Source organism: Streptomyces sp. NBC_00094 (genome assembly GCF_026343125.1).
Classification (GTDB): domain Bacteria; phylum Actinomycetota; class Actinomycetes; order Streptomycetales; family Streptomycetaceae; genus Streptomyces.
Window position 1 is genome coordinate 7,449,226 of record NZ_JAPEMB010000001.1, and the last position, 25,512, is coordinate 7,474,737.

Below are 25,512 nucleotides of genomic sequence, written 5' to 3' on the forward strand. Positions count from 1 at the left end.
TCCCTTCGGGTGCCGGTTCAGAGGCCGATCAGGACGATCGTCCGGCCGCGCCTGACCCACCGGCCGCTGGCCCGGCGCCCGCCGTGGGCCGGGGGACCCGCCAGGCCGGGTACGGATCCGGCGGCGCCGGAGACGAGCGGGACGAGCCCGGGGGCGTACCGCTGGGCGGCACTCAGCACGGCGGCCCGCGCCGCACCGGCGTCCAGCTCGGCCTCGCCCTCGTACGCCTCCTCGCCCTCGCCCTCGTACTCGTACGCGTCCTCGTACTCGTCCGTGGAGGAGCCCTCGAAATCGCCCTCGAAATCGCCCTCGAAGTCGCCTTCGAAGTCGCCCTCCAAGGCGAACTCGGCGGCCCCGTCCCCGAACTCGCCCGCGAGCTCCGTCTCCGCCTCGTACGCGCCGCCGGGACCGGCCTCGAAGCCGCCTTCGTACGCGGCGCCGAACTCCGTCTCGTACGCGGCACCGGCCTCCCCCTCACCCTCGGACCCGGCGGCGCTCCGCGCGGCGTCGGCGGCGAAGCGGACGAACTGGCGGGCCGCCTCGAACTCCTGGTCCTCCCGGCTGAGCCCCTCGACCTCCAGACCGAGGAGGCTCCCCGCCTTGGAGGCCAGCTGCGCCCCGACCACGCCGCCGAGGCCGGGGACGAGGAGGTTGCCGGCGGCCGAGCCGAGCACCGGCAGGAACTGCCGGGCGGCTCCGCGCAGCAGGCCCTGGAGGGCCTTTCCGGGACCGCCCCGCAGGAGCGGCGCCGCGGCGCGGACGAGCTTGCCGAGGAACTGCTCCATCTCGGCCTCGTCGGTGACCTCCAGGAGTTCGCCGGCGAGCTCCATCTCCTGGATCTCGTCGAGGGAGCCCTCGGCCTCCGCACCGCCCCAGCCGACCTCCTCGCCGATCCCCTCGCCGGCGTACGCGGCCGCGTCCTCGAACTCCGGTGCGTACCCGCCGTACGCCTCGCCGGCCGTAACGCCGTCGGCCCCGTGGCCGAACTCGAGCTGTGTGCGATCCATGTCGTGCATAGCGGCCTCCTCGGTTCACTCCTCTCTCCTGCAAGTCGCGTGCCAGGGGGCGGAGGCCGCGGACACCGGGGAACCGGTACGGATGCCGAAGCTCCCTTCGTCGCGCGGGGCGGACGGCGACGAAGGGAGCTTCGGTGGGTGGTCCGCCGGGGCGGACGGGTATCAGGCGGCGCCCCGCGCGGCGGTCGCGTCGACGGCGGCTGCCCTGCGGGCGCGGGGGGCGATGCCCAGCCCCGTGCGGTACTTGGCGACGGTGCGCCGGGCGACGGGGAAGCCCCGTTCGGCGAGGAGGCCGGCGAGTTCGGCGTCGGAGAGCGGCAGCGACTCGTGCTCGACGAGGTCGCGCAGGACCGTCCGGACGCCGGTCGCCGGGGCGAAGAACCCGGCGAGCGGCATCGTCCGGCGGCAGGGCAGCAGCGCGACGCGTCCCGCGACCGCCCGGGAGACGGTCGACTCGTGCAGGCCGAGCGCCTCGGCGACCTCGCGCCGGCACAGCGGCCGCAGCTGCGCGGGGCCCTGGTCGAGGAAGGGCCGCTGCGTGTCGACGACGTACTCCGCGACCCGGTGCAGCGTGCTCCAGCGCCGGTCGAGCCGGGAGAGGAACTCGCGTGCGCGGGCTACCTGGAGCCGTGCCTGCCGCTCGCCGTCCCGGCCGTCACCGTGGGCCGGCGGAGGGGGGTCGGAGAGGCAGGCGAGGTAGGCGGGGCTGACGGTGAGCCGCAGTCGCAGGGGTTCGAGGAGGGTGACGGCGTAGCGGTCCGGGTCCTGCGGGTGCCGGGTGATCACCAGGTCGGGGGGCGTGCAGGCACCGGCCGGTGGTGGTGCCTGATCGAGGGCTGCGGAGGGGCGCAGCTCCGACCGTACGAACGTCCCCACCCGGCGGATCGCGTCCTCCGGCACCCCGAGCGCCGCCGCGGCCCCGGCGGAGTGCTCCTCGTCGGCCAGCGCGTCCAGGTGGTGGGCGAGCACGGCCCGGACGAGCGGCTCCCGGGTCCCGTGCACCTCCTCCCACCGGTCCAGTTGGAGCAGGAGGCACTCGCGCAGGTCCCGGGCGCCGGTACCGGGCGGCGCGGCCGCGCGCAGGGCGTCCAGGACCCGTCGGACCCGGCCGGGCTCGACGCCGAGGTCGGCGGCGATCTCCTCGACGGTCCCGTCCAGCCGTCCGCGCGGGCCGAGGCTGCCGACGAGATACCCGGCCAGGGGGGCGTCCGCGGCGGGCAGCGCGGCCCTGACGTCGGCGAGGAGCCAGGCGGCCCGGTCCTCGGCGCGCGGTTCGGGAGCCGGCCCGGTGCGGGGGCGCTCCGGTGCGGGGCCGCCCCACGTGAGACAGGGACAGGGGGCCGGGGCCGCGCCGCACAGGGGGCAGGGTGCCGGGTCCGGGTCCTCTTCGAGCGCGGGGTTCTCCGCGAGCTCCTGCGCGACCCGGGCGTCCAGGTCGAGGGACGGGAGCTGGAGGAAGGCGGCGAAGGCCACCAGTGCCGGGGAGGCGTGCAGAGCCATGGCCGGTGTCGGTGCGAACTCCATCCCGGCAGCCATCCGGCTCTCATCTCCCTCGCCCCGGGAGTACGACCACCCCTCAGTTCCCCGAGCCCCCTCCCGCATCCCACCGTCCGCCCGTGCCCAGGAGGTGTCAAACGGGCGTACGGCGTGCGTCCGTGTCAGGGACGGGGCCAGGGGCGGCCCTCCAGGCGCTCGATGTCCCGGTTGAAGCGTTCGAGCAGACCGGCGAAGCGGGTCACGTCCTCCGGTGCCCAGTGCTCCATGACCCGTTCCAGGCCCTCGATGTTCGAGGCGCGGTCGGCGTCGAGGCGGTGCTCGCCCTCCGCCGTGATGCGGAACTTGCGGGCGATGCCGCCGTCGGGGTCGGGGATGCGCTCGACGACCCCGGCGCGGAGCATCGCGGCGGTCTGCCGGTTGAGCGTGGAGGCGTCGAGGCCGAAGGCCTCGCTGAGCTGGCCGATGGACATCGGCCCGTGCATGCGGATGCGGCTCAGCAGGACGTACGCGCTGCGGTCGAGCTGGCCGCCGGCGGCCCGGGAGCGGGGCGCGTACAGGTGGGCGTGCCGGCCGAGCAGCATGGTCTCGAACTCGACCAGATGAGTGGGCTTGTCCACGGGCTTGTCCATGGGGGCATTCTCTCTCGCGGCATCGCTCCATGCATCATACACGGCTTGTGTATGGCGCAAGAGATGTGCATGATGCACAAGAATCACGGAACGACCGGAACCACCGGAACGACCGGAAAGACCTAGGAGAACTCGTGGACGGCTCCAAGCCCGACGCCCGCACCGGAGGCGTCGTCGGCGTCCTCGCCCTCGCGGGCATCGTGGCCGCACTCATGCAGACCCTGGTGGTGCCGCTCATCGGCGACCTGCCGAAGCTCCTCGACACCGCCCCGTCCAACGCCTCCTGGGTGATCACGGCCACCCTGCTCGCCGCCGCCGTCGCCACCCCCGTCGCCGGCCGCCTCGGCGACACCCTGGGCAAGCGCCGGGTCCTCCTCGCCTCCTTCGTTCCGCTGATCGCCGGATCCGTCGTCTGCGCGCTCGCCCCCTCCGTCGTTCCGATGATCGTCGGCCGCGGCCTCCAGGGCCTCGGCATGGGCGTCGTCCCCGTCGGCATCAGCCTCCTCCGGGACGTCCTGCCGCCCGAGAAGCTGGGCGCCTCCATCGCCCTGATGAGCGCCTCCATGGGCGTCGGCGGCGCCCTCGGCCTGCCCTTCTCCGCCGCCGTCGCCGAGAACGCGAGCTGGCGCGTGCTCTTCTGGGTCGCCGCCGCCCTCAGCGCCGTGGTCGGCCTCCTGATCTGGCGCGTCGTGCCCGCCGGAGCCCGCAACCCCGCCCCCGGCCGCTTCGACGTGCCGGGCGCCCTCGGCCTCGGCGTCGGCCTCGTCGCCCTGCTGCTCGCCGTGTCCAAGGGCGCGACCTGGGGCTGGGGCAGCGGCACCACCCTCGGGCTCCTCGCCGGCTCCGCCGTCGTCCTGCTCGGCTGGGGTGCCTGGGAACTGCGGACCCGCGACCCGCTCGTCGACCTGAGGGTCACCGCCCGCCCCGTCGTCCTCATGACGAACGCGGCCTCGATCCTCGTCGGCTTCGCCATGTACGCCCCGGCCCTGGTCATTCCGCAGCTGCTCCAGCTGCCCGAGGCCACCGGCTACGGCCTCGGCCAGTCGATGATGGCCATGGGCCTCTGGATGGCCCCCGCGGGCCTGATGATGATGGTCCTGGCCCCGCTCGGCGCCAAGCTGTCCGCCGCCCGCGGCCCCAAGGTCACGCTCTCCGTCGGCGCCCTCGTCATCGCCGCGGGACACGCCTCCTCCCTCGCGCTGATGGGCTCCACCTGGGGCCTGTTCGTCGTCACCCTCATCTGCAACACCGGCGTCGGGCTCGCCTACGGGGCGATGCCCTCGCTCATCATGGGCGCGGTGCCGCAGGAGGAGACCGCCTCCGCCAACAGCTTCAACACCTTGATGCGGTCCATCGGCACCTCCGTCTCGGCCGCCGTCATCGGCGTCGTCCTCGCCCAGATGACCACGACGCTCGGCGGGTACGTCCTGCCCTCCGAGGACGGCTTCCGTGCCGCGATGACGATCGGTGCCGGAGTCGGCCTCCTGGCCGCGGTCGTCGCCGCGCTCATCCCCGCGAAGGCCGCCGCGAGCGGCGCGGACGACACGTCCCGCACCGCGGCGGCGACCACCGCCGACGCCGACGACCAGGCCCGGGCCGCCTCCGCCTCCGAAGCCGCCTCCGACGTCGACGCCGGCCCGCGCGCCGCCCTGCGGTAGCCCGTACCGAAGCCGCGCGGCGAATCCACAGCAGTGGCGGCGACCTCCCGGTCGACACCGACTCCCGGTCTCGACACCGACCGGTCCGCCGTCCGAACCCGCCGTCCGACCCCGTCGCCAGGGCCCGACCGTCTCTCAGCCGAGACCGTCGGGCCCCTGGAGCGTGTCCTCGTCCGTCACCGTCTCCAGCGTGAACAGCGCGCCGTCCGGATCCCGTACGACCGTGCGATGCCGGTCGGCGCCGCCGGGAGCGCGCACCCCGCCCCACTCGCCGCCCGGCACGACCGAACCGCCGTGCTTCTCGACCGCCGCCGTCGCCTCCTGCAGATCCGGCACCCGGAACCGTACGAGCCAGCGCGGACGCAGCTGAGGCCGGGTCGAGGCGGACTCGACCGGGCCGCTGTTCAGGCGGGCGACGGCCTCGCCGTTCCAGCGCAGCACCACCTGCTCCTCCTCGTACGAGACCTCGCAGCACCCCGGGCTCCCGTCCGCCCAGCCGAGCACCCCGCCGTAGAACACGGCCGCGTCGAACGCGTCCCGCGTGTGCAGCTCCAGCCAGGCCGGCGCCGTCCGCTCGTCCATGCGCCAACGCGAGATCAACCGCCCCTCCCACACGGCGAACGCCGCGCCCTCCCGGTCCGTCGCGAGCGCCGCCCGCCCCCGGGGCGGGAAGGAGACCGGCCCCACGCCGACCGTGCCGCCACGCTCCCGGATCCGCGCCACCGCCGCGTCGGCGTCGTCCACGGCGAAGAACGGCGTCCAGGCCACCGGCACCGCCAACTCGGCGGCCACCGCCGCGATCCCGGCCACCGGCACCCCGTCCCGCTCACCCACCGCGTACTCGTCACCGAGGGCGCCCCGGCGGAACGTCCAGCCCAGCACCGCCCCGTAGAAACGCTCCGCCGCGTCGAGATCCCGCGCGGCCAGACTCAGCCAGCACGGCGCGCCCACTGCCTCCGCGCTCACCGCCACCCTCACCATCTCCTCGGTCCTCGATCCTGCGGCGGTTCGCCCGATGCCGCCACGCGCCCCTTCCCCGCCCGGCCGCCCACCATGCGCGCGTTCACCCATGTGCCGCCGATCACCACGCACCCGAGTGTGCGACCCGCCGATCGGCCGGTGCACAGGACGCCGACCGCTCCGCCCCTGACGCGGGGCGTTCCTCGGCTCAGTCGGTCCGCCCCGTGACCTGGGCCTGCAGGGCGACGGAGAGATGATGGTGGAGGGCGCCCAGGACCGGCTCGTCCGGGGCGAAGAGGCCGCCGGCGAGCTTCCAGTAGCGCTGGATCACGGGACCGCCGCTCCGGGCGAGCAGCCCGACCAGCCGCTGCCGGAAGGCGGGCGTGTCGGGTACCCCGCTCGCCTGGGCGTAGGCGGAGACGAAACAGTCCAGAGCCTCGCCGTCCCCGGGGGCCAGACCGGCCCGCTGCGCCGATGAGGCCGACGCGTAGGCCACTGCCAGCTCCTCGTACAGCACCTCGGGCCGGTACGTGCCTGCCGGCAGCGGCGGCGCCGACCGGAACTCCACGCGGTCGAGGCGCGGATCCGTGACCAGCGCGTGCAACCGGGCGAAGGCCAGTACCTGCCCGGGGCTCGGCTCCCGGGGAAGCCCCGGCACCACGGAGTCGAGGACCGTCGACACCACCCGGCCCGGCAGCCGCGCCGGCAGGATCCGCCGCCAGAACCGGACCAGGGCGGCCGTGTCGGGTGGCGCCGGCACGGCGCCGACGAGCCGCAGCCGCTCGGCGCGCTCCTCGGCGGAACAGTCCCGGAGCAGCGTCAGGGAGGCCTCGCGCCAGCGCAGCGCGGCCAGTTGGGAGCCCACCTTCCGCAACTGGCCGGTGACGACCTCCTCCAGGGCGTCGTCACGGTCGAGGGCCCGCTCCACCTCGGGTACGGGGAGGCCGAGCGTCCGCAGGGAGCGGATGAGACGCAGCCGGTCGAGCGCCTCGGGGCCGTACCGGCGGTGTCCGCCGGAGCTGCGACCGGCCTCGGGCAGCAGGCCCCGGTCGGAGTAGTGGCGCACGGTCTTCACGGTGGTGCCGGCGCGCTCGGCGAGCTCTCCGATGCTCAACAGTCCGTCGGACGACACGAGTCGAACCTCCCTCGGCGGATCCGCTCACCCTCGCACACGCCTTCGGGATCCCCGGTCGGTGCGGCCCGCGCGGCGGCCGACTTGAACCTCCCTCAGGGGGAGTTCCTAGCGTGGCCGCGGGACAACGCCCGGGCCATCGCCCGGGAAGCCGCCCGGGCCATCGCCCGGGAAGTCGCGAGGAGACGATCATGACGGCGTTCGTGCTGGTGTCGGGCCCCTTCACCGGGGGCTGGGTGTGGGAGGAGACGGCCACCCGGCTCCGGGCGGCGGGGGCGCAGGCGTACCCCGTGACGCTCACGGGGATGGGCGAGCGCCGCGACGGCAGCGGCGCGGAGGCCGGGGACGGCATCGACCTGGACACGCACATCGAGGACCTGGTGCGGCTGGTCGACGGGATCGCCGCGACCGAGGTCGTGCTCGTGGGCCATGGGTACGGCCTCCACCCGGTCCTCGGCGCGGCCGACCGGCGTCCGGGACGGACCGCCCGGATCGTCGCTCTGGACACGGCCCTCCCGGAAGACGGCGCGGCGGCCGTACGCGCCGTACCGGACCCGGAGGTCCGGGCCCGGCTGGAACCCGTGACCGGTCCGCCCGGCGCGGCCGAGGCGCCGATCCCGCCGCCGACGCGGGGGACCTGGCCGCGCTGGGGCAGTACCGAAGGCGTCCCCGCCGAGGCGCTGGCACGCCTGGAGCGGCTCTCCGCACCCCAGCCCCCGGGCACGCTCACCCAGCCGCTCCGCCTCACCGGCGCGGCCTCCGCACTGCCCGTCACCGGCGTCCTGTGCACCGCCGACGGATCGAGCGTCGACCTGGTCGAGATGCTGGTGGAATCGGGCCCGCCGCAGTTCCGGGCGCTCGCCGACGCGGGGGTGCGCTTCCTCGAACTGGCCACCGGGCACTGGCCGATGCTCTCCGACTCCGGGGAGCTGGCCGAGGTACTGCTCCGGGCTGCGGCCGGGGAGGGACACCGGGTGGCCCTGCCCGAGCGGGGGAGCGGGCGGGAGCGGGGGAGCGGACACGAGCAGGGGAGTGGACACGATCAGGGGAGCGGGCAAGAGCAGGGGAGCGGGCAAGAGCAGGGGAGCGAGGGGGCGCAGGGCAGCGGACGCGAGCAGGGCGGTCGGCACGAGCCGCCTCCGCACCTGCTGCCGTTCCTCCTGGACGTACCCGAGGTCACGCGCGAGCGGCACGGACGGATCGACCTCCACCTGCCGGAGGCCGACGGTCCGGCGGACCGGCCCCGGCCGGCCGTGGTCTTCGTCCACGGCGGCCCGATCGTCCCCGACCAGCGGCCCACTCCGCGGGACACGCCGTTCTTCCTCGGATACGGGCGGTACGTGGCGGGCCTCGGCGCGGTCGGGGTGACCCTGGACCACCGGCTGCACGGTCTCGCCGACTACCCGCGGGCGGCGGAGGACCTGGCCGAGGCCGTCGCGGCCGTACGGGCCGATCCGCGCGTGGACGGGGACCGGATCGCGCTCTGGTTCTTCTCCACGGGCGGGCTGCTGGCGGCGGACTGGCTCGCCGCGCCCCCGCCGTGGCTGCGGTGCGTGGCGGCGAACTACCCGGCCCTCGCGCCGCTGCCCGGCTGGGGCGCGGTGGAGTCCCGCTTCCGACCGGTGGACGCGGTGAGGGCGGCGGCCTCGACCTCGGCGGGCCGACCGCCGATCGTCCTCACCCGCGCCGGGCTCGAACATCCCGCCTTCACCGCGACGGTCCGGGAGTTCCTCGACGCCGCAGCGGAGAGCGGCGCCGAGGTGGAGATCGTCGACGTGCCGCTGGGCCACCACGCCTTCGAACTCGTCGACCCGACGGACGCGTCCCGCGCGGCGGTCGAACGGGCCGCGCGGTCGGTCCTCGGGCATCTCGGGGGCTGACCCGCACTGCCCCCGAGATCGTCAGTGTGCCGCCGGGAACCCCCCGCGCCGGGGCACCGAGTCCAGGAGGAGCCGGGTGTACGGGTGTTCCGGGGCGTCCAGGACCCGTGAGGTCGTGCCCGCTTCCACGACCTGGCCCGACTTGAGGACCATCACCTCGTCCGCGATGTGCCGGACGACGGCCAGGTCGTGGGTGACGAACAGGTAGCCGATGCCCGAGTCGCGGCGGATCGCGGCGAGGAGTTCGAGGATCTGTGCCTGGATCGACACGTCGAGCGCGGCGACGGCCTCGTCGAGGACGAGGACCCGGGGCTCCACGGCGAGGGCGCGGGCGATTGCCACGCGCTGCCGCTGTCCGCCGGAGAGACCGCGGGGGAGGGCCGAGGCCTCGCGGGTGCCGAGTCCGACCTGGTCGAGCAGTTCGGAGACCCGGGTGGCACGGGCGGTCGCGTCGAGACCGGTGTGGAGGCGGAGCACTTCGTCGAGGCAGCCCGACACGCTGATCCGGGGGTCGAGCGACAGGTACGGATCCTGGAAGACCATCTGGATCTCCCGGGCCCGCTCCAGCCGCTCCGCCCGGCCGCGGGGCCGCGTGGAGCGGTCCCGGCCGTTCAGGCGGACGGTGCCGCCGTCCGGGCGCTCCAGGCCGACGAGCATCCGGACCGTGGTGGTCTTGCCGCTGCCGGACTCCCCGACGATCGCGAGGGAGGCCCCGGGTGCCAGGGTGAAGGACACGCCGTCGACGGCCGTGTGGTCGCCGTACTGCTTCCGCAGACCCTCGACGACCAGGCCGTTCTCGACGACCAGGCCGTCCTTTGTCGACACGGTCACAGCATGATCCCTTCGTCGGCGCGGTGGCAGGCGGCGAGTCCGTCGCCGTACCGGGCGAGGGCCGGCTTCTCCTGGGAGCAGCGCGCCACCGCGTGGGCGCAGCGCGGGGCGAAGGCGCAGCCCGGCGGGGTCTCGGCCAGGGAGACGGGCCGTCCCGGGATGGGCCGGGGCGCGGGCGAGCCGGGCTCGATGCCCGGCGTGCAGGCGAGCAGCCCTGCCGTGTACGGGTGACGCGGACGGTCGAACAGCTCGTCGGTGCCGTGCGTCTCCACGATCCGGCCCGCGTACATCACGTACACCCGGTCGCAGACGGCGGCGGCCAGTTCGAGGTCGTGGGTCACGAAGAGCATGCCCGTGCCGCGCTCGGCCCGGAGGCGGGTGAGGATCCCGATGATCTCCGCCTGGGTCGTGACGTCCAGCGCGGTGGTCGGCTCGTCGGCGACGAGCAGCGCGGGTTCGGAGGCGAGCGCCGCGGCGATGACCACGCGCTGGAGCATGCCGCCGGAGAACTCGTGCGGACGGCGCCGCAGGGCGCCCTTCGGGTCGCGGATGCCGACCGCTTCGAGCAGTTCCAGGGCCCGCGCGGTGGCCGCGGCGGCCGGGGTCCCGCCCGCGCGCAGCCCCTCCGTGAGGAAGTCGCCGACGCGGCGCAGCGGGTTCACGGAGGCACGCGGGTCCTGGAAGACCATCGAGACCTGGCGGGCGCGCAGCGCGGCCAGCTCCGTGCGGTTCATGGTGAGCACGTCCCGGCCGGCGACCCGGACCTCACCGGTGGTGCGGGCGCCCCCGGGCAGCAGCCCGAGGACGCTGCGGCAGGCCACCGACTTGCCGGAGCCGGACTCGCCGACCAGGCCGACGCTCTCCCCGGGCCGCACCCGGATGCTGACCCCGTCGAGGATCGGCCGGCCGGCGCGGCCCTCGGGGAGCCGGACGTCGAGCCCGTCGATCTCCAGGACGGGAGTCGTGTCCCTCTGTTCCTTCATGCCGTTCACCGCTCACGCTTCGCGATCCGGTCGGCGAGTCCCTCGCCGACGATGCCGAACGCCACCACGGCGAGCACGATGCACGCGGAGGGCGCGAGGGCGGGCAGCATCGCCCCCTGCTGCACGGCCGACTGGCCTTCGTTGATCATGGCGCCCCAGTCGGCGGTCGGCGGCTGCACGCCGAAGCCGAGGAAGGAGAGCGCGGCCAGGTCCATGAGGGCGTACCCGAAGTTCATCGCGGACTGGGCGAAGACCGTCGGGGCGATGTTCGGCAGGAGGTGGCGCACGGAGACGGTCCAGCCGGACCAGCCCTGCACGCGGTACGCCTCGATGTACGGGCGGGCCTTCTCCTGGCGGGCGATGCCGCGGACGAGACGACCGACGTACGGGGTGTACGCCACCGCCATGGCGATCACCGGCGCGGTCATCCCGGAGCCGACGACGGTCACGAGCAGGATCGCGAGGAGCAGACCGGGGATCGCGAAGACCATGTCCATCGAGCGGGACAGGAGCGTGTCGGCCCAGCCGCCGCGCCAGGCCGCCACGACACCGATCAGGGTGCCGAGGAGGGTGGAGACGGCGACGACGAGCAGCGGTCCCAGGAGTCCGGTGCGGGCGCCGTAGAGGAGCCGGGACAGGATGTCCCGCCCGGACTGGTCCGTGCCGAGGAGGTGGTCGGCGCTGGTGCCGACCAGGCTCGCCGAGAGGTCGACGGCCTCGGGGTCGTACGGCGCGAGGAGCGGCGCGAAGACGGCGACCAGGACGAGGGCGACGAGCACCCCGACCGAGACGGTGAAGAGGGGGCCCTGGCCGAGGACGCGCAGCCGGCGGAGGCCGGGCCTGCGGTACGGCACCGGGGTTGTGGTGGTGGTCATGAGGAGCCTTCCCCGTGGAGCGAGAGCCGGGGGTCGATGAGGGGCGCGAGCAGGTCGACCGCGAGGTTCACGAGGACGAAGGCGGCCACGCTGAGCAGGGTGATCGCCTGGACGACGGCGAAGTCCTGGGCCGTCACCGACGACACGAGCAGGGAGCCGAGCCCGGGCACGTCGAAGGCGGTCTCGACGATCGAGGTGCTGATGAGGAGGCCGGCGAGCATCGTGCCGCCGACGGTGACGACGGGACCGAGAGCGTTGCGCAGGACGTGCCGGCGGACCACGGTCCGTCCGGCGACGCCACGGGCGCGGGCCACCTCGACGTGCTCGCGACCGAGCTCGTCGAGCATCGCCGAGCGGGTGACCCGGGCGAGGAGTCCCGCGAAGGTCAGCGCCAGGGCGAAGGCCGGCAGGGTCAGGTGGTAGATCTGCTGGGAGAAGCCCACCGGGGTGCCGCCGGGGCCGGGGAACCAGCCCAGCTGCACCGAGAAGAGCGACACGAGCGCGATGGCGGTCACGAAGGACGGGGTCGCCGTGGCGACGCCGGTGCCGATGAGCACCGTCCGGTCCAGCGGACCGGGACGCAGCGCGGCGAGGATGCCGGACCCGACACCGATCAGGGTGACGAGCAGCGCCGCGTACGCGACGAGCAGCGCCGTGCTGGGCAGCCGGGAGGCGATGAGGTCGGTCACGTCCTGGTGGTACTGCGCGGAGGTCCCGAAGTCGCCTTGGAGGACGCCGCCGAGCCACTTCGCGTACTGGACGACCAGCGGGTCGTCCAGGTGGTACTGGGAGCGCAGGGCCGCCACGGCCTCGGGCGTCGCGGGGCGGCCGTGGAGCAGGAAGGTCACCGGGTCGCCGGGGGCCAGGTGGATGGCGCCGAAGACCACGAGAGAGGTCACGAACAGCACCGCCACCAGCCCGAGGAGCCGGCCGACGAGGTATCGGGTCATTACTTCGCGGCCCCGATCGTCGCGGCCCACGGGTAGTACAGCTGGGCGATGCCGGTGGGGGCACCGGTGATGCGCTTGCCGAGGAAGACCGAGTAGGGCGCCTCGTACACGGGGATGATCGGGAGCTCGCGCACCGCGATCTTCTGCAGCTCGGCGGTCTTCTCGGCGCGCTTGGCCGGGTCGGGCTCCGAGTTGGCGCGGTCGAAGGCGACGTCGTACTCGGCGTTCGACCAGTTGCCGTAGTTCCCGAAGTCCCCGGTGCGGAGGTACTGGTAGAACTCCAGCGGGTCGGGCGTGTTGTCGTACCCGTTGGTGATGACCAGGTCGAGTCCGGTGCGCGCGTTCGGGTCGACGAAGATGTTGCTGTACGCCTCGGGGGCGACCGACTTCAGCTCGATGGTGAGGCCGATCTGCCGTCCCGCGGCCTGGACGGCGTTGGCGACGACGCTGATCTCGGGTGCGAGGGTGCTGGTGACCAGGGTGATCGTGCGCCCGGAGACGCCGGCCTCCTGGACGAGCTTCTTGGCGGCCGCGATGTCGTACGCGGGCTCGGGCAGCGTGTCGTAGAGCGAGGCGGTCTTCTCGGGGGCCAGCGCCCAGGCACCGCGGGCGGCGGGGGCCTTCGCGGGGACGCCGACGCCACCGGCAGCGGCCTTGATGATGTTCTTCCGGTCCAGGGCCATGGAGAGGGCCTGGCGGACCTTGATGTTGCCGAGCGGGCCGTGGAAGTCGAGGACGGCGAGGTCCGCGGCGGCGGTGTTCGGGCCGAAGAGGAGCGTGCCCTTGCCGCTGGCCTTCAGCTGCTCGAACGAGGACGAGGGCACCAGGTAGCCGCCGTCGGCGGTACCGGACAGGAACGCGCTGGTGCGGGCCGCCGGGTCCTCGATGAAGGTGAACTTGACGGACTCGGACTTCGGGGCGAGCTTCGGGTCCCAGTAGGCCGCGTGCTTCTTGAGCGTGATGCCGGAGCCCTGGTCCCACTTGTCGAGGGAGAACGGGCCGGTGCAGTTCACGCCGCCCTTGGCGGTGCCGTAGTCCTTGCCGGCCTTGGCCAGGTAGGCGGCGCTCTCGATGGTGCCGGGGGAGGCGGCCATCAGCTCGTGCAGCAGGACGTCGGCCTTGCCGAGGCGGAGGGTCACCTCCAGCGGGCCGGTCTTCTCGATGGTGTCGACGTTCTTGAAGACCGAGCCCCAGGGGGAGCCGGTCTCCGGGTTCATCTGGCGCTTGAGGGAGGCCACGACGTCGTCGGCGGTCATGGTCGTGCCGTCGTGGAACTTCACCCCGGAGCGCAGGGTGTAGACCAGCGTGCGCGGATCGGGCTGCTTGTACGAGACGGCCAGACCGGGCTCGATCTTCATGTCGGGCGTGACGCGGAAGAGCTGCTCGCACACGTTGGCCAGCACCGTGTTCGGCGGGTAGTCGTACGCCAGGGCGTAGTCGAGCGTGTACGGCTCGGCGTACAGCGACCAGGTGAACGAGTCGAGGGTGCCCTTCGCCGGCGGTGAGGTCGGGGTGACCTGGTAGCCGGTGCCGCCGCTGGGCGTGGCGCCCGGCTTCGTGGCGCCGGAGCAGGCGGCGGTCGTGGCCGCGAGAGCGGCGGTACAGGTGAGGAGCGCGATGGTTCTCGACATGCGCATGCAGACCCACCCCTTTACGGGTGTAGTGACGGGCGCTGGGGGGATGGAGCGAGTATTGATGCGGGAACGTTCCCGCACAAGGTCTTGCGGGAACGGTTTTGCAAAGGTCAGGAGGGTGGCACCATCGCTCCATGACCTCTGGATCAAGGCACCGCGGGCAGCCCGCGTCGCCCACCCCGCGCGTCCGCCTCGTCGACGTCGCCCGCGAGGCGGGCCTGTCGAAGACGACCGTCTCGGCGGCTCTCAACGACACCGGAAGGCTCTCTCCCGCCGTACGGGAGAAGGCCCGCGAGACAGCTCGCAGAATGGGCTATCGGCCCAATGCCACCGCGCGCCAACTACGCGCGGGGCGAGCCAAGTTGATCGGATACGTGGTCGGGGAACTGTCCGACGCCCCCTGGGTCTTCCTGGAGTCGCCGTACTTCGCCAGGCTGACCGGGGCCACGGCGTCGACCGCGCTGCGACGCGGCTACGCCATGGTCCTGCTGCCCACCGGATCCCTGCAGAGCGAGTGGGCCGACCTGCCGCTCGACGCCGTGGTCGTCACCGACCCCGCCGCGGACGACCGGATCGTCGACGACCTGCTCGCCGCGGGGATCCCCGTGTTCAGCGACCGCTCCGTGGAGGGGCGGCCCGGGGCGTACTGGGTGGACGTCGACACGGACGCCGCCGTGCGCTCGGTCCTGGACCACTTCCTGGAGCAGGGGGCCCGGAGGCCCGTCCTCGTCGTGCCCGACAGCACCACCCTCTTCCACGCCGAGGTCTTCGCCGCCCACCGGGAGTGGTGCGCGGAGCACGGCCTTCCGGAGCGGGCCGTACGGGTCGGGGAACACGGCAACGGAGCGGTGATCCGCGCCGTCGAGACCGCCCTGGTGGAGGATCCGGCCGGTGGGGGCCGGCCGGACGCGCTCCTCGTCGTCGCCGAGGCGAGCCCGCCCCTCGTCCTGGAGGCGGCGCGCCGCCACGGCTACGACGTACCCGGCGATCTGCTCCTCGTCTGCGTGAGCGAGGACGCCACCGCCGAGCACACCGTGCCGCCCGTGACCACCCTGAGCCTGCGGCCCGAGGCGATCGCGGAGGCGGGCATCGACCACCTGGTGAACGTCCTGGAGCGCGGCAGTCGCGAACCGGCCGGGACGCTCGTCCCGACCCGCCTCGACGTCCGCGCGTCCTCGGTGAGGTCGCACGGCTAGGGCGTGTCCGGGGCCCCTGTCCGGTCAGACCGTGTGGACGAGCTTGCCGCCGACGTAGGTCCGCTCCACCTTCGCCTGGCCGATCTCCTCCGGCGGGGCCGTGAGGATGTCGCGGTCCAGGACCACGAGGTCGGCCAGGTTCCCGACGCGCAGGCTGCCCGCGTCGTCGAGCCCGTTCACATGGGCGGTGCCGGCGGTGTAGGCGGCCAGCGCGGTCGGGAGGTCGATGCACTGCTCGGGGAAGAAGGCCGGCGCGCCGGTGGACTCCGGGTCCCTGCGGTTCACGGCCACGTGGATGCCCGCGATCGGGTCGGGGCTGCTGACGGGCCAGTCGCTGCCGGCGACGAGCGTGGCGCCGGCGCGGACGAGGTCCCCGAAGGGGTACTGCCAGGCCGCGCGCTCCGCACCGAGGAACGGGATGGTCAGCTCGTCCATCTGCGGCTCGTGGGCCGCCCACAGCGGCTGGATGTTGGCGAGCGCGCCGAGCGCGGCGAAGCGGCCCAGGTCGTCGGGGTGGACCACCTGGAGGTGGGCGAGGTGGTGGCGGTTGCCGCGGCGTCCGTTGGCGGCGATCGCGGCCTCGATCGCGTCGAGCGCCTCCCGGACGGCCCGGTCGCCCAGGGCGTGGAAGTGGACCTGGAAGTCGAGGGCGTCGAGCTCGGTCACGTAGCCGCGCAGCGCGTCGGGGTCGACGAAGCTCAGGCCGGAGTTGGCGGTGGCGCAGCCACAGCCGTCCAGGTACGGGGTGGTCATCGCGGCGGTGAAGTTCTCCGCGACGCCGTCCTGCATGATCTTCACCGAGGTCGCCCGGAACCGGCCGGCCCTCAGCTTCTCGCGCCGCGCCACCAGCTCGGGGATCTGCTCGGCGCCCCGCTCGCGGTCCCACCAGAGCGCGCCGGTCACCCGGGCGGTGAGCGTGCCGTCGAGCGCGGCCGTCAGGTAGGCGTCGGAGGGGTCGGGCTGCCCGTGGAACTCACCGAGCATCGCGTCCTGCCAGCCGGTGATCCCGACGGAGTGCAGCAGCGCCTGGGCGCGGTAGAGCCCGGCGAGACGGTCGGCGAAGGTGCTCGGGGGCACCAGGTGGCCGACGAGGCCGGCGGCACCCTCCTGCAGCATGCCGCTGGGGGTGCCGTCCGGCTCCCGCTCGATGCGGCCGTCGGCGGGGTCCGGGGTGTCGGCGGTGAGGCCGGCCAGTTCGAGCGCCCGCGTGTTGGCCCAGGAGCCGTGGTGGTCACGGTTCGACAACAGGACCGGGCGGTCCGGGACGACCGAGTCCAGCAGCTGCCGGGTCGGCAGTCCGCCGTCGAAGCTCTCCATCGACCAGCCGCCGCCGGTGATCCACTCGCGGTCCGGGTTCGCGTCGGCGTAGGCGCGGACCAGACGCAGGTACTCGGCGACGTCGACCGTCTCCGACAGATCGCACTGGGCCAGCTCCCCCCCGGCGAACACCGGGTGGATGTGGGAGTCCTGGAAGCCCGGGACCAGCAGCTTCCCCGTGAGGTCGACGACCTCGGTGTCCGGGCCGATGAGCTCGCGCACCTCGTCGTGGCCGACGGCCGCGATCCGGTCGCCGACGACGGCGAGCGAGGTCGCCCGGGTACGGGCCGGGTCCACCGTGAAGACGGGACCGCGGGTGAAGACCAGATCGGCCTTGGCCATGCGAATGCTCCAGAACGAGAGGCGGCAGGTGGTTGGGCGCTATGGAAGCGGCAAGGCCGTTTACACGTCAATAGCGTTGACGTAAGGTCCCGGTCATGTCCGAACGTGTGGTTCCCGAAGGAAGCCGACAGCGCCGCCGCCCCACCAAGCAGGGCGCCATGCTCTCGGAGCAGCTGATCGTCGACACGGCGCTCCGTCTGGTCGCCCAGCACGGCGCCGAAGCGCTGTCGGTACGGCGCCTGGGCGCGGCCCTCGGCGCCGACCCCAGCGCCCTCTACCGCTACTTCCGCAACACCGACGCCCTCGTCCTCGCGCTCGCCGACGAGCTGATCGGCCGGGCCCAGGAGGGGTGGACGGCGACGGGGGACTGGCAGACGGACCTCCGCTCGATGGGCCTGCGGGTCCACTCCTGTTACCTTGCGTACCCACAGGCCGCCGTCCTCGCGGCGCACCGGACCACAGGGCGTCCGCACGAGACCCGCGCCGTGGAGCGGATCCTCGGCATCCTCCGCTCCGGAGGCTTCCCCGACCCCCTCGCCGTGCGGATCTACCACGCCTTCGTCGACCAGGCCCTCGCCTTCGCCGCCCAGGACGCCGCCGCGAAGGCCCTGCCGCCTGCCGCCCGGGACGGGGACGAGGAGGTCTGGCAGTCGGTCTACAGCCGACTGTCGGCGGACACCCATCCGAACATCGCCGCCACCTACCCCCTCCTCGCCGCCGACATGCGGGACAGCGGCTACCCCTTCGCCCTGGAGCTGATGCTCGTCGCGGTGGCGGCGCTCCGGCCTCGGGACACCCCCTGAGGGGGCGTCCCGAGGGATCGGGTACGTGCTCCGAGGCGGGAAGCCCGCCTTCTCGGTGGCCGGCCTCAGTAGCCGACGCGGACCCCCGTGACCACGTGACGGTCCGTCAGTCCGCCGGTGGCGCCGCCGAATCCGACCAGCACGTTCTGCGGCAGCGTCACCGCCACGTCGATGACCTGGACACCGTCGACGAGGACGAGGAGCCGCCCGGTGGCCGTCACGTTCACGTCGACCACATGGCTGCCCGTACGCAGCGCGGGGACGGCGGTCGAGGTCGCCACGTACCGCAGGGTGGACGCCGAACCGCTGGTGGCCACCCCCACGAAGTTCGACGACGGCTCCCCGGGATTGCGGTACGTGTCCAGGGTGACGGCCACCCCGGGCAGCCCGCTGTAGCCGAGGCCACCGCCCCCGAACCCCAGCGACTTCGGGGTGGCCCGGGCCGCGTCGAGGAGCATCAGGGCGAGCCCGTCGGCGCCCGTCCCTCCCGAGAGGGTCGCCGTGAACCGCGCCCGCAGCCGCGCCGAGGGCACCGCCGTGGCCTGGATCGCCGAGCCCTTGACGTACGTCTGCGCGGGATTGAGGACGAGACTCGTACCGGACGGGACGGCCGTGCCGTTGTACGTCCAGCCGTTCGGCCCGGGCGGCGGCAGCGCGTACGACGGGGAGGTGATCGCCGCGCCCCGCACGGCGTGGATGTCGGTCAGGCCCCCCGTCCCTCCGGTGAAGGCGAGGAGCGCGGCCGGGGGCAGCGAGGCCACCGTGGTCCGCAGCCGCTGGATGCCGTCCACGGAGACCGTGACCGTCTTGCCGGTGACCGCCACGGAGACCGTGTGCGTGCCCGCGCGCAGGTTCGGGACGCTCGACGTCGTCGCCGCGTACGTGAGGACCGAGCCGCTGCCGCCGGTGGCCACACCGACGAAGTTGGCCGACGGGTCCCCGGTGTTGCGGTACGTGTCGAAGGCGACGGCCACGCCCGGGAGACCGGCGTAGCCGAGGCCGCCGCCGACACCGCCGAGCGCGGTGGGAGTCGCCCTGGCCGGGTCGAGGAGGGCGAAGGTGAGCCCGTCGGCCCCGCTGCCGCCGCCGATCACCGTGGTGAACGAGGCCTTGAGACCGTCGGTGAGCACGGGCACGGGCCAGACCGCCGAACCCCGCTGGGACGCGCTCGCCTGGGTGAGCTGGAGGTCGTCGCCGGAGATCCCGGCCGAGCCGTTGAGCCGCCAGCCGCCCGCGCCGGGGGAGGGCACGGTGACCCCCGTGCCGGCCACCCCGGAACCGGTCAGCGTCTCGTTGCGCGGACCGCGCCCGTCGTCCGAGGTCAGCTCGTACGCGGCGGTGACCGCCCCGATCGAGGTGGGCGAGAACGTCACCGCCTGGTGGACCACGTCCTCCGGGCCGAGGACCTGGCCCTCGCTGATCGGGTTCGTCACGTGGAAGGGAGCCGCCGGCGGCTTCGCCTTGGTGATGGTGAGCGGGATGTTTCCGGTGTTGCTGATGTCGAAGGTCCTGGTCACCGACTGACCGACCTTCACCTGACCGAAGGCCGTCGAGGTGGGCGTGATCGTGAGCTCCGCGCGCCCGGTCACCGCCGTACCGGTCACGGCGACGGACGCCGTGCCGTTCGGGCCGGTGACGGAGACCGTCCCCGTGTGCTCCCCGGCGGCCGTCGGGGCGTACGCCACCTGCACGGTGACGGACTGCCGGGGCCGCACGACCGTGCCGACGGCCGGCGGATCCGAGGCGCCGAAGGGGGCGCCGGGGACGGAGACCGCCGAGATCGTCTCGTCGGCCGTGCCCGTGTTCGTGAACGTCACGCCCAGCGCCTTGCTGGTCGTGGTCGCCACCGTGCCGAAGTCGAGCGCGCCCGGCGAGGCGAGGAACCCGGGCCGGGTGCCGTAGCCGGTCAGTCCGAGCGCGCTGTCGCCGAGGTCGGTGGCGAAGGTCAGCGCCGAGGTGTCGGGGCCGGGCGCGGTGGGCGAGAACGTCACCTGGGCGGTGTGGGACTCGCCGGCCCGCAGCGTGCGCGGCAGCCCGGCGGAGGTCGCGGTGAACGGTCCGCCCGCCGGAGTGCTCACCCCGGTGAGCGTCACGTCCCGGGTCGCCGTGACCGTGGCCGTGACGGTCCCGGCCGCCCCGACCGCCACCTCGCCCGCGTCCACCGGCTCACCCGTCAGGGCGGTGTTCGCCGGACGCCCGAAGGCCAGCACGTGACCGTCCCTGGTGCCCACGTAGACACGCCCGCCGTCGGTGGCCGGCACGGCGAACTTCGACGCCACCCCGATCGGCGCCGACCAGCGCAGCCGCAGCGCCCCGTTCACCGGCACGGCGTCGTACGCGCGCAGCTGCCCGTTGGCGCCGCTCGCCCCGTCCGAGGCGATCGCCCACACGAGCGCCGACCCCGCGTTCGTACCCGTCGAGGTGACCACCGGGGAACCCGAGGTATAGCCGAACCGCTGGGCGCTGCTCCCCGTGTTGGTCAGGCCCGGCAGGCCCGAGCCGGTCAGCCCGTACGCGAAGGCCCGCAGCGGGCCGCCGCTGCCGATCGTGTAGACGTAGCCGCCCTGCCCGCCGTACACGGCGGGATGCCCCCAGACGCCCTCGTACGGGCCGAAGGCGCCGAGCACCTTGTCGGTGCCGCCCGGCCCCTGACTCCGGCCGCCGAGGTCGTCCCGGTCGAGCAGGAACAGCCGCCCGTCCTTGCCGATCTGGACGAGGAGCCGTGGATACCGGCTGGTGCCGAAGACCGGGCCGGGCAGGGCGACCGGACCGCCCGAGCCCAGGTCGGTGTCGTTCAGGTCGAGCTGGGAGGCGTTGGCGGGGCTGAAGAAGTCCTGTGCCGACATCGTGCCGTCGCTGTTCACGCCGAGCCGGACCACCGACTCCGCCAGCTGGCCGGGCGGCAGCCGGCCGGGACCGGGCGCGGGGGAGACCCCGTTGCCCGTCGAGAAGAGGATCCGGCCCGGGCCGTCGGAGACGAGACCGCCGCCGCTCATCCAGATCCCGGCCATGCCGTTGGCGGAGGAGTCCTCGGTGGCCCAGAGCGTGGTCCGGCGCGTCGCGGTGTCGACGCCCATGACGTACCCGACGTACGGGCCGCGGTCGCAGTGCGAGGCGAAGGCGGCGTAGACGGAGCCGCCCATCAGGAGCAGCCCCGGCCGCTGACCCGCCGTGTACGGGTTGAACGCCCGGCCCGGATCGTTCACCGGGGCGCCCGCCACCTTCACCGGCCAGCCCGCGCGCTCGGCGCCGGTCACCGGGTCGAGGGCGTGCAGGTACCAGTTGGGATGCTGGACGTCGGGCCCGTCGTTCACCTTGGACGTGAGGTACACGGCGTTCGTCGCCGGGTCGTAGACCGGCGTGGCGGTCACCCCGACGTTCGGTACCAGGTCCCCGCAGCTGATCGCCGAGGCGGGCCACGGGGCGCCGAGGTTCTTGGACCAGGTGATCCCCCCGCCGGCCGCGTCGATCCCGTACACCTTGTTGTTCTCGGTGGCCGCGACGAGCGTCCGCCCCACGACCAGCGGCTGCGCGTAGACCTGGCCGTCGACCGTGGTCGAGAACTGCAGGCCGAAGTCCGAGCTCGACACCTGGTCCGGCGCGAGTCCGGGCTCGTCCCGGTCCCAGCCGGTCCGCAGGTCGTCGTGGGAGATCGTGGTCTGGTCGGCGGGGAGCGTGCTCCGCACCACCGGAGGCCGTGGCGCCGCGGTGGAAGCCGGCGCGGCGGCGGCGCCCGCGCCCGCCACCAGGCACATCGTCAGCAGTCGGGCGATCGCCCTGCGTCGGCCGGCCATCTCTCCCCCTTCACCTGGTCGCGCGGGCGCGGAACCCGAAGCGCTCCGCCGAGGTCATCGTGAACCGGGCCCCAAGGGGAAGGAGGCCGCCGACCGGCCCCTCCCGCCGAGGTCCACCCGATCGGCCTCGGAAAGCGGTGCGTCGGCGGAACGGCGGCGATGTCGACGCACGTGGCCTCGTCGCTCGTGGCGAGTACCGAGCTCCCTCACTCTCCCGACAGTTCGCCGAGCAGCTTCCACGTACGGCGGCGGTCGGCCTCGCCGCCCAGGTCCGTCGCCGTGAACACCACCTCCGTCGCCCCCGCCTCGCGGTAGCGCCGCACCTCGGCGGCGACGGTCTCCTCGTCGCCGATCACCGCCAGGTCGGCGGCCCGCGTGCCGCCGGAGCGCTCGATGACACGCTGGTAGGACGGGATCCGTTCGTAGAGCGCGAGGGCCTCGGTCGCCTTCTCCCGTACGGCCCCGGCGTCCGCCGTGACCACACCGGGGACGAGGGCCACGATCCGCGGCGCGGGCCTGCCCGCCGCCTTCGCCGCGGCGGTGACGGTGGGGACGATGTCCTCGGCGAGCGCGCGCGGACCGGCCAGGAACGGCAGGATGCCGTCGGCGAGCCGGCCGCTGACCCGCAGGGCCTGCGGTCCCATGGCGGCGACGAGGAGCGGCACCGGCGGCTGGGCCCCGGGAACCGCCGCCGGCCACGGCGTCGTGGCCGTGAGGAGCTCGCCGTGGAAGTCCGCGGCGCCCGTCTCCACCAGCTGGCGCAGGGCCGTGAGGAACTCCCGGAGCAGCCCGACGGGCCGCTCGTACGGGATGCCGAACCCTTCCTCGGTGAGGTGCTTGGTGCCGAGGGCCAGCCCGAGGTGGTAGCGGCCGCCGGTGGCGGCCTGGGCGGTCTGGGCCTGGCTGGAGACGATCAGCGGATGGCGGCCGAAGACGGGTATCGCGGCGGTTCCGACCTGCAGTCCCGGCACCTCGCGCCCGACGATAGCGGCGAGCGACGGCGAGTCGTACGCGAAGGACTGGCCGAACCACGCGGAGTGCAGTCCGGCGTCGCGGGCCTCCCGCGCGAGTCGCACCGTGTCGTCGATCGGGAGCTGCCGGGAGGTCGAGCTGAGGATTACTCCGAGAGTCATGTCAGGGCCAACGGGCCTGTTCGCGAACGGCATTCCCGCTCCCGTACGACAGTCGTGTGTCGGCTCCGTGAACGTCGTGGGGGAGCGGGAGGCCGTGGCGGGCCGGGCCGGCTACAGGGTGACCGGCTTGCCGCCGAGGGTCACGGCGAGACGGCCGTCCGTGGCGTACGACCAGCTCAGCGCGCCGGAGTACGCGGCGCAGCGGGAGCCGTTCGTGCCGGACCAGAACTGGTTGGAGCCGTCGACGTCACCGATGGTGCGGTCGTTCGTGCCGCTGCCACTCCGGCACGAGGTGTTGTTCCGGAACACCGAAGTGCCCGCGTCGAACGAGTAGTTGCGCTGGGCGTTGTCGATGCTGAGGTTGTTCGACACGGCCATCGAGCCCGGGTTGCTGTTGTACGTGAAGCCGTGCTTGCCGTTGTGGTAGGCGATGCTGCGCCGGACCACGTGATCGACCGCGATGTCCTCGCCGCCCAGCTTGTAGCCGTTGCGGTCGCCGCTCGCGTTCTGGGTGCCGTCGGAGAGGGTGCCGTTGTCGTAGGCGAGGGAGTCCTCGATGGTGACCGTGCCGATGGGGCCGGTGTCGGTCTTCGTGTAGAGGTCCCAGCCGTCGTCGATGTTGTGGTGGGCCACGGCGTAGCGGAAGACGTTCCCCGGACCGACCGTGAGCTTGGCGGCGAAGCCGTCGGCGTCCTCGCCGTCGGAGTCGGCGTTGTCGTGCGACTCCGCGCTCAGGACGAGGTTGTTCGACGGCCACTGGCTCTGGGGCGTGGTGGAGGCGATACGGGAGAGCTGAAGGCCCGAGTCGCGGTTGAAGCGCGTCACCGTGCGCTCGATGACGTTGTTGCTGCCGCCGACGAAGATGCCGTTGTCACCGGCGCGTTCGACGACGATGCCGCTCACGTGCCAGTAGGAGCCGTTCACGGCGAGCCCGCGGTTCGCCGGGTCCTCGGTCATGGCCGAGAAGTTCAGTACCGGGTTCTCGCCGGGGTAGGCGGAGAGCTTCGTGCGGGCGGAGGCCGTGCCGTTGGTGCCGGCGGGGATGGTGATCGTCTGGGAGTGGTTGTACGTGCCGCCGCGGAGGTAGATCGTCCCTCCGGAGGTGACGCGGGCGATGGCCGAACTCAGCGTGGTGGGAGCCGAGACGGTTCCCGCGGCGGCGTCCGTTCCGTTCGGCGCCACGTACAGCGCGCCGCCCGTCGGCGGGGTGGTGGTGCCGGATGTCTCGACGTCGATCCGGTCGATGTTGGGCAGCCCGGCGGCGCTGGTGGGGTTGAACCGGACGGTGTTGGTGCCCGCGTTGACCGGCACGGTGTACGTCTTCGTCGCCCAGGTCGTCCAGGCGCCCGTCGCCTCGTAGGAGGACGACGCGACCGCCGATCCGTTGACGGTGAGGGCCGCGGGCCGCGCGGTGGTGGTGCCGTTGGCGAAGCGGACCGTGAGCGTGGCGGTGCCGGCGGCCGGGGCGTTCACGGTGAACTGCGCGTAGGCGCCCACCGCGTTGGTGCCGTTGCAGAATCCGGTGCCGGAGAAGCCGGCCCAGTCGGAGTCGATGGTGCCGGTGCAGACCGCGGGGGAGGTCTCGGCCTCGTAGGTGGTGGTCGCGGCCTGCGCCGTCGTGCCGGTCAGGGCGACGAGCGTGCCGGCCAGCAGGCTGACGCACGCGATGACGGGTCCCGTTCGCATCGTTGCTCTCCAAGGTGAGGGGCCATGGGGGCCCATGGGGGCTCATGGGGGATCAGAAAGCGCTTTCCGTGGGACGCTAGAGGCCTGCCGTGGACGCGTCAATAGACGTGTACGTGATTTCCGTTCGCGTATATGAACACCTGGCGAGGTCTCGGCGGTGCGGCTTCCGCCGACGCGTACGGTGAACGGATGATCAGGACACCCGAGGCGTTCGCGCGGACCACCATCGAGCGGGAGGGGGAGCCGGGGGTGGCGTGGCTCGCCGAACTGCCAGGAATCGTCGACGAGTTGCTCGACAGGTGGGGGTGCGTTCCGGACGGGGACGTCCTGCACGGCGGAGTCGGCGTCATCGTCCCCGTCCGGCGGAGCATCGGCGGGACCGCCGCGCTGAAGGTGTCCTTTCCGCACCCCGGCAACGTCCATGAGCCGGACGCCTTCGAGGCGTGGGACGGGCGCGGCGCCGTCCTGCTCCACGAGCGGGACGACGAACGCTTCGCGATGCTCCTCGAACGGGCCCGGACCGCGACCCTGGCCGACATCGCGGACGGCGACGAGGTCCTGGCCGTCGCCGGACGGCTCGGCCGCCGCCTGGCGATCCCTGCCCCGCCCGGCCTGCCCCGGCTGCGCGACCGGGCCGGGGAATGGGAGGAGCGGCTGCGCGAGGACGCCGCGGAGCTGCCTCACCCCCTGGCGCCCTCCGTCGTGGACGCCGCCGTGGCGACCGTCCGTGAACTCGGCGCCACGCAGCCGGACATCCTCATCCACGGCGATCTCCACCCCGGCAACATCCTGCGCGCCGAACGCGAGCCGTGGCTCGCCGTCGACCCCAAGGGGTACGTGGGCGACCCCGCCTACGACGGCGGCACGCTGCTCAAGTCCCGCGCGCTCGCGTTCCTCGAGGCGGACGACCTGCCCGCGGCCGTCCGTCGCGCGCTGGACGTCTTCGTCGACGCCGCCGAACTCGATCGCGAGCGCGTCCGACGCTGGGCACAACTCCACGCGGTCCAGGCCGCGTTCTGGGGGCGTCGGCACGGCTTCCGGCGTGCCCGTGGCGGATCGGGACTCGGTGGTCTCGTCGCCTTCGCCGACCATCTGGCGACCCTGCTCGCGGAGGGGAGCCGCTGATCCTCTCCCGGGCGCGTCCGGTGACATGTCGTTCCTGCCCGCCGCTGGTCTGGACCTATTGGCGGTGGGGC

19 protein-coding genes are annotated in these 25,512 nt (G+C 73.7%); 5 read left to right on the forward strand and 14 right to left on the reverse strand.

The genetic code is table 11. From position 1 onward, the window contains the following. Positions 1 to 17: 17 nt before the first annotated feature. The 3 genes from OG580_RS32975 to OG580_RS32985 form a co-directional block, all read right to left on the reverse strand. Entirely contained in the window at positions 18 to 1,016 is a 999-nt protein-coding gene (locus OG580_RS32975; protein WP_267047311.1) for a hypothetical protein, read from the reverse strand. A gap of 162 nt (positions 1,017 to 1,178) precedes the next feature. Next, positions 1,179 to 2,552 (reverse strand): hypothetical protein, encoded by a 1,374-nt coding sequence (locus OG580_RS32980; protein ID WP_267047312.1) that lies wholly within the window; start codon positions 2,550 to 2,552, stop codon positions 1,179 to 1,181. A 122-nt stretch (positions 2,553 to 2,674) separates the two neighbouring features. Beyond that, a complete protein-coding gene (locus OG580_RS32985) occupies positions 2,675 to 3,142 on the reverse strand; it encodes a MarR family winged helix-turn-helix transcriptional regulator (RefSeq protein ID WP_267047313.1) in 468 nt (155 codons plus the stop codon). A gap of 134 nt (positions 3,143 to 3,276) precedes the next feature. Between OG580_RS32985 and OG580_RS32990 the strand changes: the two genes are divergently transcribed. Continuing rightward, positions 3,277 to 4,800, forward strand: coding sequence for an MFS transporter (locus tag OG580_RS32990; RefSeq protein ID WP_267047314.1), 1,524 nt, complete (start codon positions 3,277 to 3,279; stop codon positions 4,798 to 4,800). A gap of 135 nt (positions 4,801 to 4,935) precedes the next feature. On the opposite strand, the gene OG580_RS32995 is transcribed toward OG580_RS32990, so the two are convergent. Both OG580_RS32995 and OG580_RS33000 read right to left on the reverse strand, forming a co-directional pair. After that, positions 4,936 to 5,781, reverse strand: a complete 846-nt coding sequence (locus OG580_RS32995) for a VOC family protein (RefSeq protein WP_267047315.1) — start codon at positions 5,779 to 5,781, stop codon at positions 4,936 to 4,938. Positions 5,782 to 5,968: 187 nt separating this feature from the next. Continuing rightward, positions 5,969 to 6,892, reverse strand: a complete 924-nt coding sequence (locus OG580_RS33000; protein WP_267047316.1) for a MerR family transcriptional regulator — start codon at positions 6,890 to 6,892, stop codon at positions 5,969 to 5,971. 191 nt (positions 6,893 to 7,083) lie between these two features. On the opposite strand from OG580_RS33000, the gene OG580_RS33005 reads away from it, so the two are divergent. Next, the gene (locus OG580_RS33005) at positions 7,084 to 8,772 is read left to right on the forward strand and encodes a dienelactone hydrolase family protein (RefSeq protein ID WP_267047317.1); all 1,689 of its coding nucleotides are present in this window, start codon (positions 7,084 to 7,086) and stop codon (positions 8,770 to 8,772) included. Positions 8,773 to 8,793: 21 nt separating this feature from the next. Here the strand turns inward: OG580_RS33005 and OG580_RS33010 are convergent, their stop codons facing one another. The 5 genes from OG580_RS33010 to OG580_RS33030 are packed head-to-tail and all read right to left on the reverse strand — an operon-like array spanning position 8,794 to position 14,048. Further along, positions 8,794 to 9,603 carry an ABC transporter ATP-binding protein gene (locus OG580_RS33010; protein ID WP_267047318.1) on the reverse strand — a complete coding sequence of 270 codons (810 nt, stop codon included), beginning with the start codon at positions 9,601 to 9,603 and terminating at the stop codon, positions 8,794 to 8,796. Next, entirely contained in the window at positions 9,600 to 10,586 is a 987-nt protein-coding gene (locus tag OG580_RS33015; protein WP_267047319.1) for an ABC transporter ATP-binding protein, read from the reverse strand. Before OG580_RS33015 ends, OG580_RS33010 begins: the two co-directional genes overlap by 4 nt. Before the next feature lie 5 nt (positions 10,587 to 10,591). Further along, the gene (locus OG580_RS33020) at positions 10,592 to 11,461 is read right to left on the reverse strand and encodes an ABC transporter permease (RefSeq protein ID WP_267047320.1); all 870 of its coding nucleotides are present in this window, start codon (positions 11,459 to 11,461) and stop codon (positions 10,592 to 10,594) included. Next, positions 11,458 to 12,411 (reverse strand): ABC transporter permease, encoded by a 954-nt coding sequence (locus OG580_RS33025; RefSeq protein ID WP_267047321.1) that lies wholly within the window; start codon positions 12,409 to 12,411, stop codon positions 11,458 to 11,460. The genes OG580_RS33020 and OG580_RS33025 overlap by 4 nt, the downstream gene beginning before the upstream one ends. Continuing rightward, positions 12,411 to 14,048 carry an ABC transporter substrate-binding protein gene (locus OG580_RS33030; RefSeq protein ID WP_267047322.1) on the reverse strand — a complete coding sequence of 546 codons (1,638 nt, stop codon included), beginning with the start codon at positions 14,046 to 14,048 and terminating at the stop codon, positions 12,411 to 12,413. Before OG580_RS33030 ends, OG580_RS33025 begins: the two co-directional genes overlap by 1 nt. Before the next feature lie 131 nt (positions 14,049 to 14,179). Here OG580_RS33030 and OG580_RS33035 point away from each other — a divergent pair, with 131 nt between their 5' ends. Then, entirely contained in the window at positions 14,180 to 15,241 is a 1,062-nt protein-coding gene (locus tag OG580_RS33035) for a LacI family DNA-binding transcriptional regulator (protein WP_267047323.1), read from the forward strand. A 24-nt stretch (positions 15,242 to 15,265) separates the two neighbouring features. Here OG580_RS33035 and OG580_RS33040 read toward each other — a convergent pair whose 3' ends face one another. After that, positions 15,266 to 16,900, reverse strand: coding sequence for an amidohydrolase (locus tag OG580_RS33040; RefSeq protein WP_267047324.1), 1,635 nt, complete (start codon positions 16,898 to 16,900; stop codon positions 15,266 to 15,268). A 95-nt stretch (positions 16,901 to 16,995) separates the two neighbouring features. On the opposite strand from OG580_RS33040, the gene OG580_RS33045 reads away from it, so the two are divergent. Beyond that, positions 16,996 to 17,703 carry a TetR/AcrR family transcriptional regulator gene (locus tag OG580_RS33045; RefSeq protein WP_267047325.1) on the forward strand — a complete coding sequence of 236 codons (708 nt, stop codon included), beginning with the start codon at positions 16,996 to 16,998 and terminating at the stop codon, positions 17,701 to 17,703. Between the two features lie 65 nt (positions 17,704 to 17,768). On the opposite strand, the gene OG580_RS33050 is transcribed toward OG580_RS33045, so the two are convergent. From OG580_RS33050 to OG580_RS33060, 3 genes are all read right to left on the reverse strand, one after another. Further along, on the reverse strand, positions 17,769 to 21,497 hold the full coding sequence (locus OG580_RS33050) for a choice-of-anchor D domain-containing protein (protein WP_267047326.1): 3,729 nt from the start codon (positions 21,495 to 21,497) through the stop codon (positions 17,769 to 17,771). 206 nt (positions 21,498 to 21,703) lie between these two features. Further along, the gene (locus OG580_RS33055; RefSeq protein WP_267047327.1) at positions 21,704 to 22,630 is read right to left on the reverse strand and encodes an LLM class F420-dependent oxidoreductase; all 927 of its coding nucleotides are present in this window, start codon (positions 22,628 to 22,630) and stop codon (positions 21,704 to 21,706) included. A 111-nt stretch (positions 22,631 to 22,741) separates the two neighbouring features. Further along, entirely contained in the window at positions 22,742 to 24,316 is a 1,575-nt protein-coding gene (locus OG580_RS33060) for a carbohydrate-binding protein (protein ID WP_267047328.1), read from the reverse strand. A 189-nt stretch (positions 24,317 to 24,505) separates the two neighbouring features. On the opposite strand from OG580_RS33060, the gene OG580_RS33065 reads away from it, so the two are divergent. Next, positions 24,506 to 25,441: an aminoglycoside phosphotransferase family protein gene (locus tag OG580_RS33065; RefSeq protein ID WP_267047329.1), complete on the forward strand. Its 936-nt coding sequence runs from the start codon at positions 24,506 to 24,508 to the stop codon at positions 25,439 to 25,441. The last annotated feature ends 71 nt before the right edge of the window (positions 25,442 to 25,512 follow it).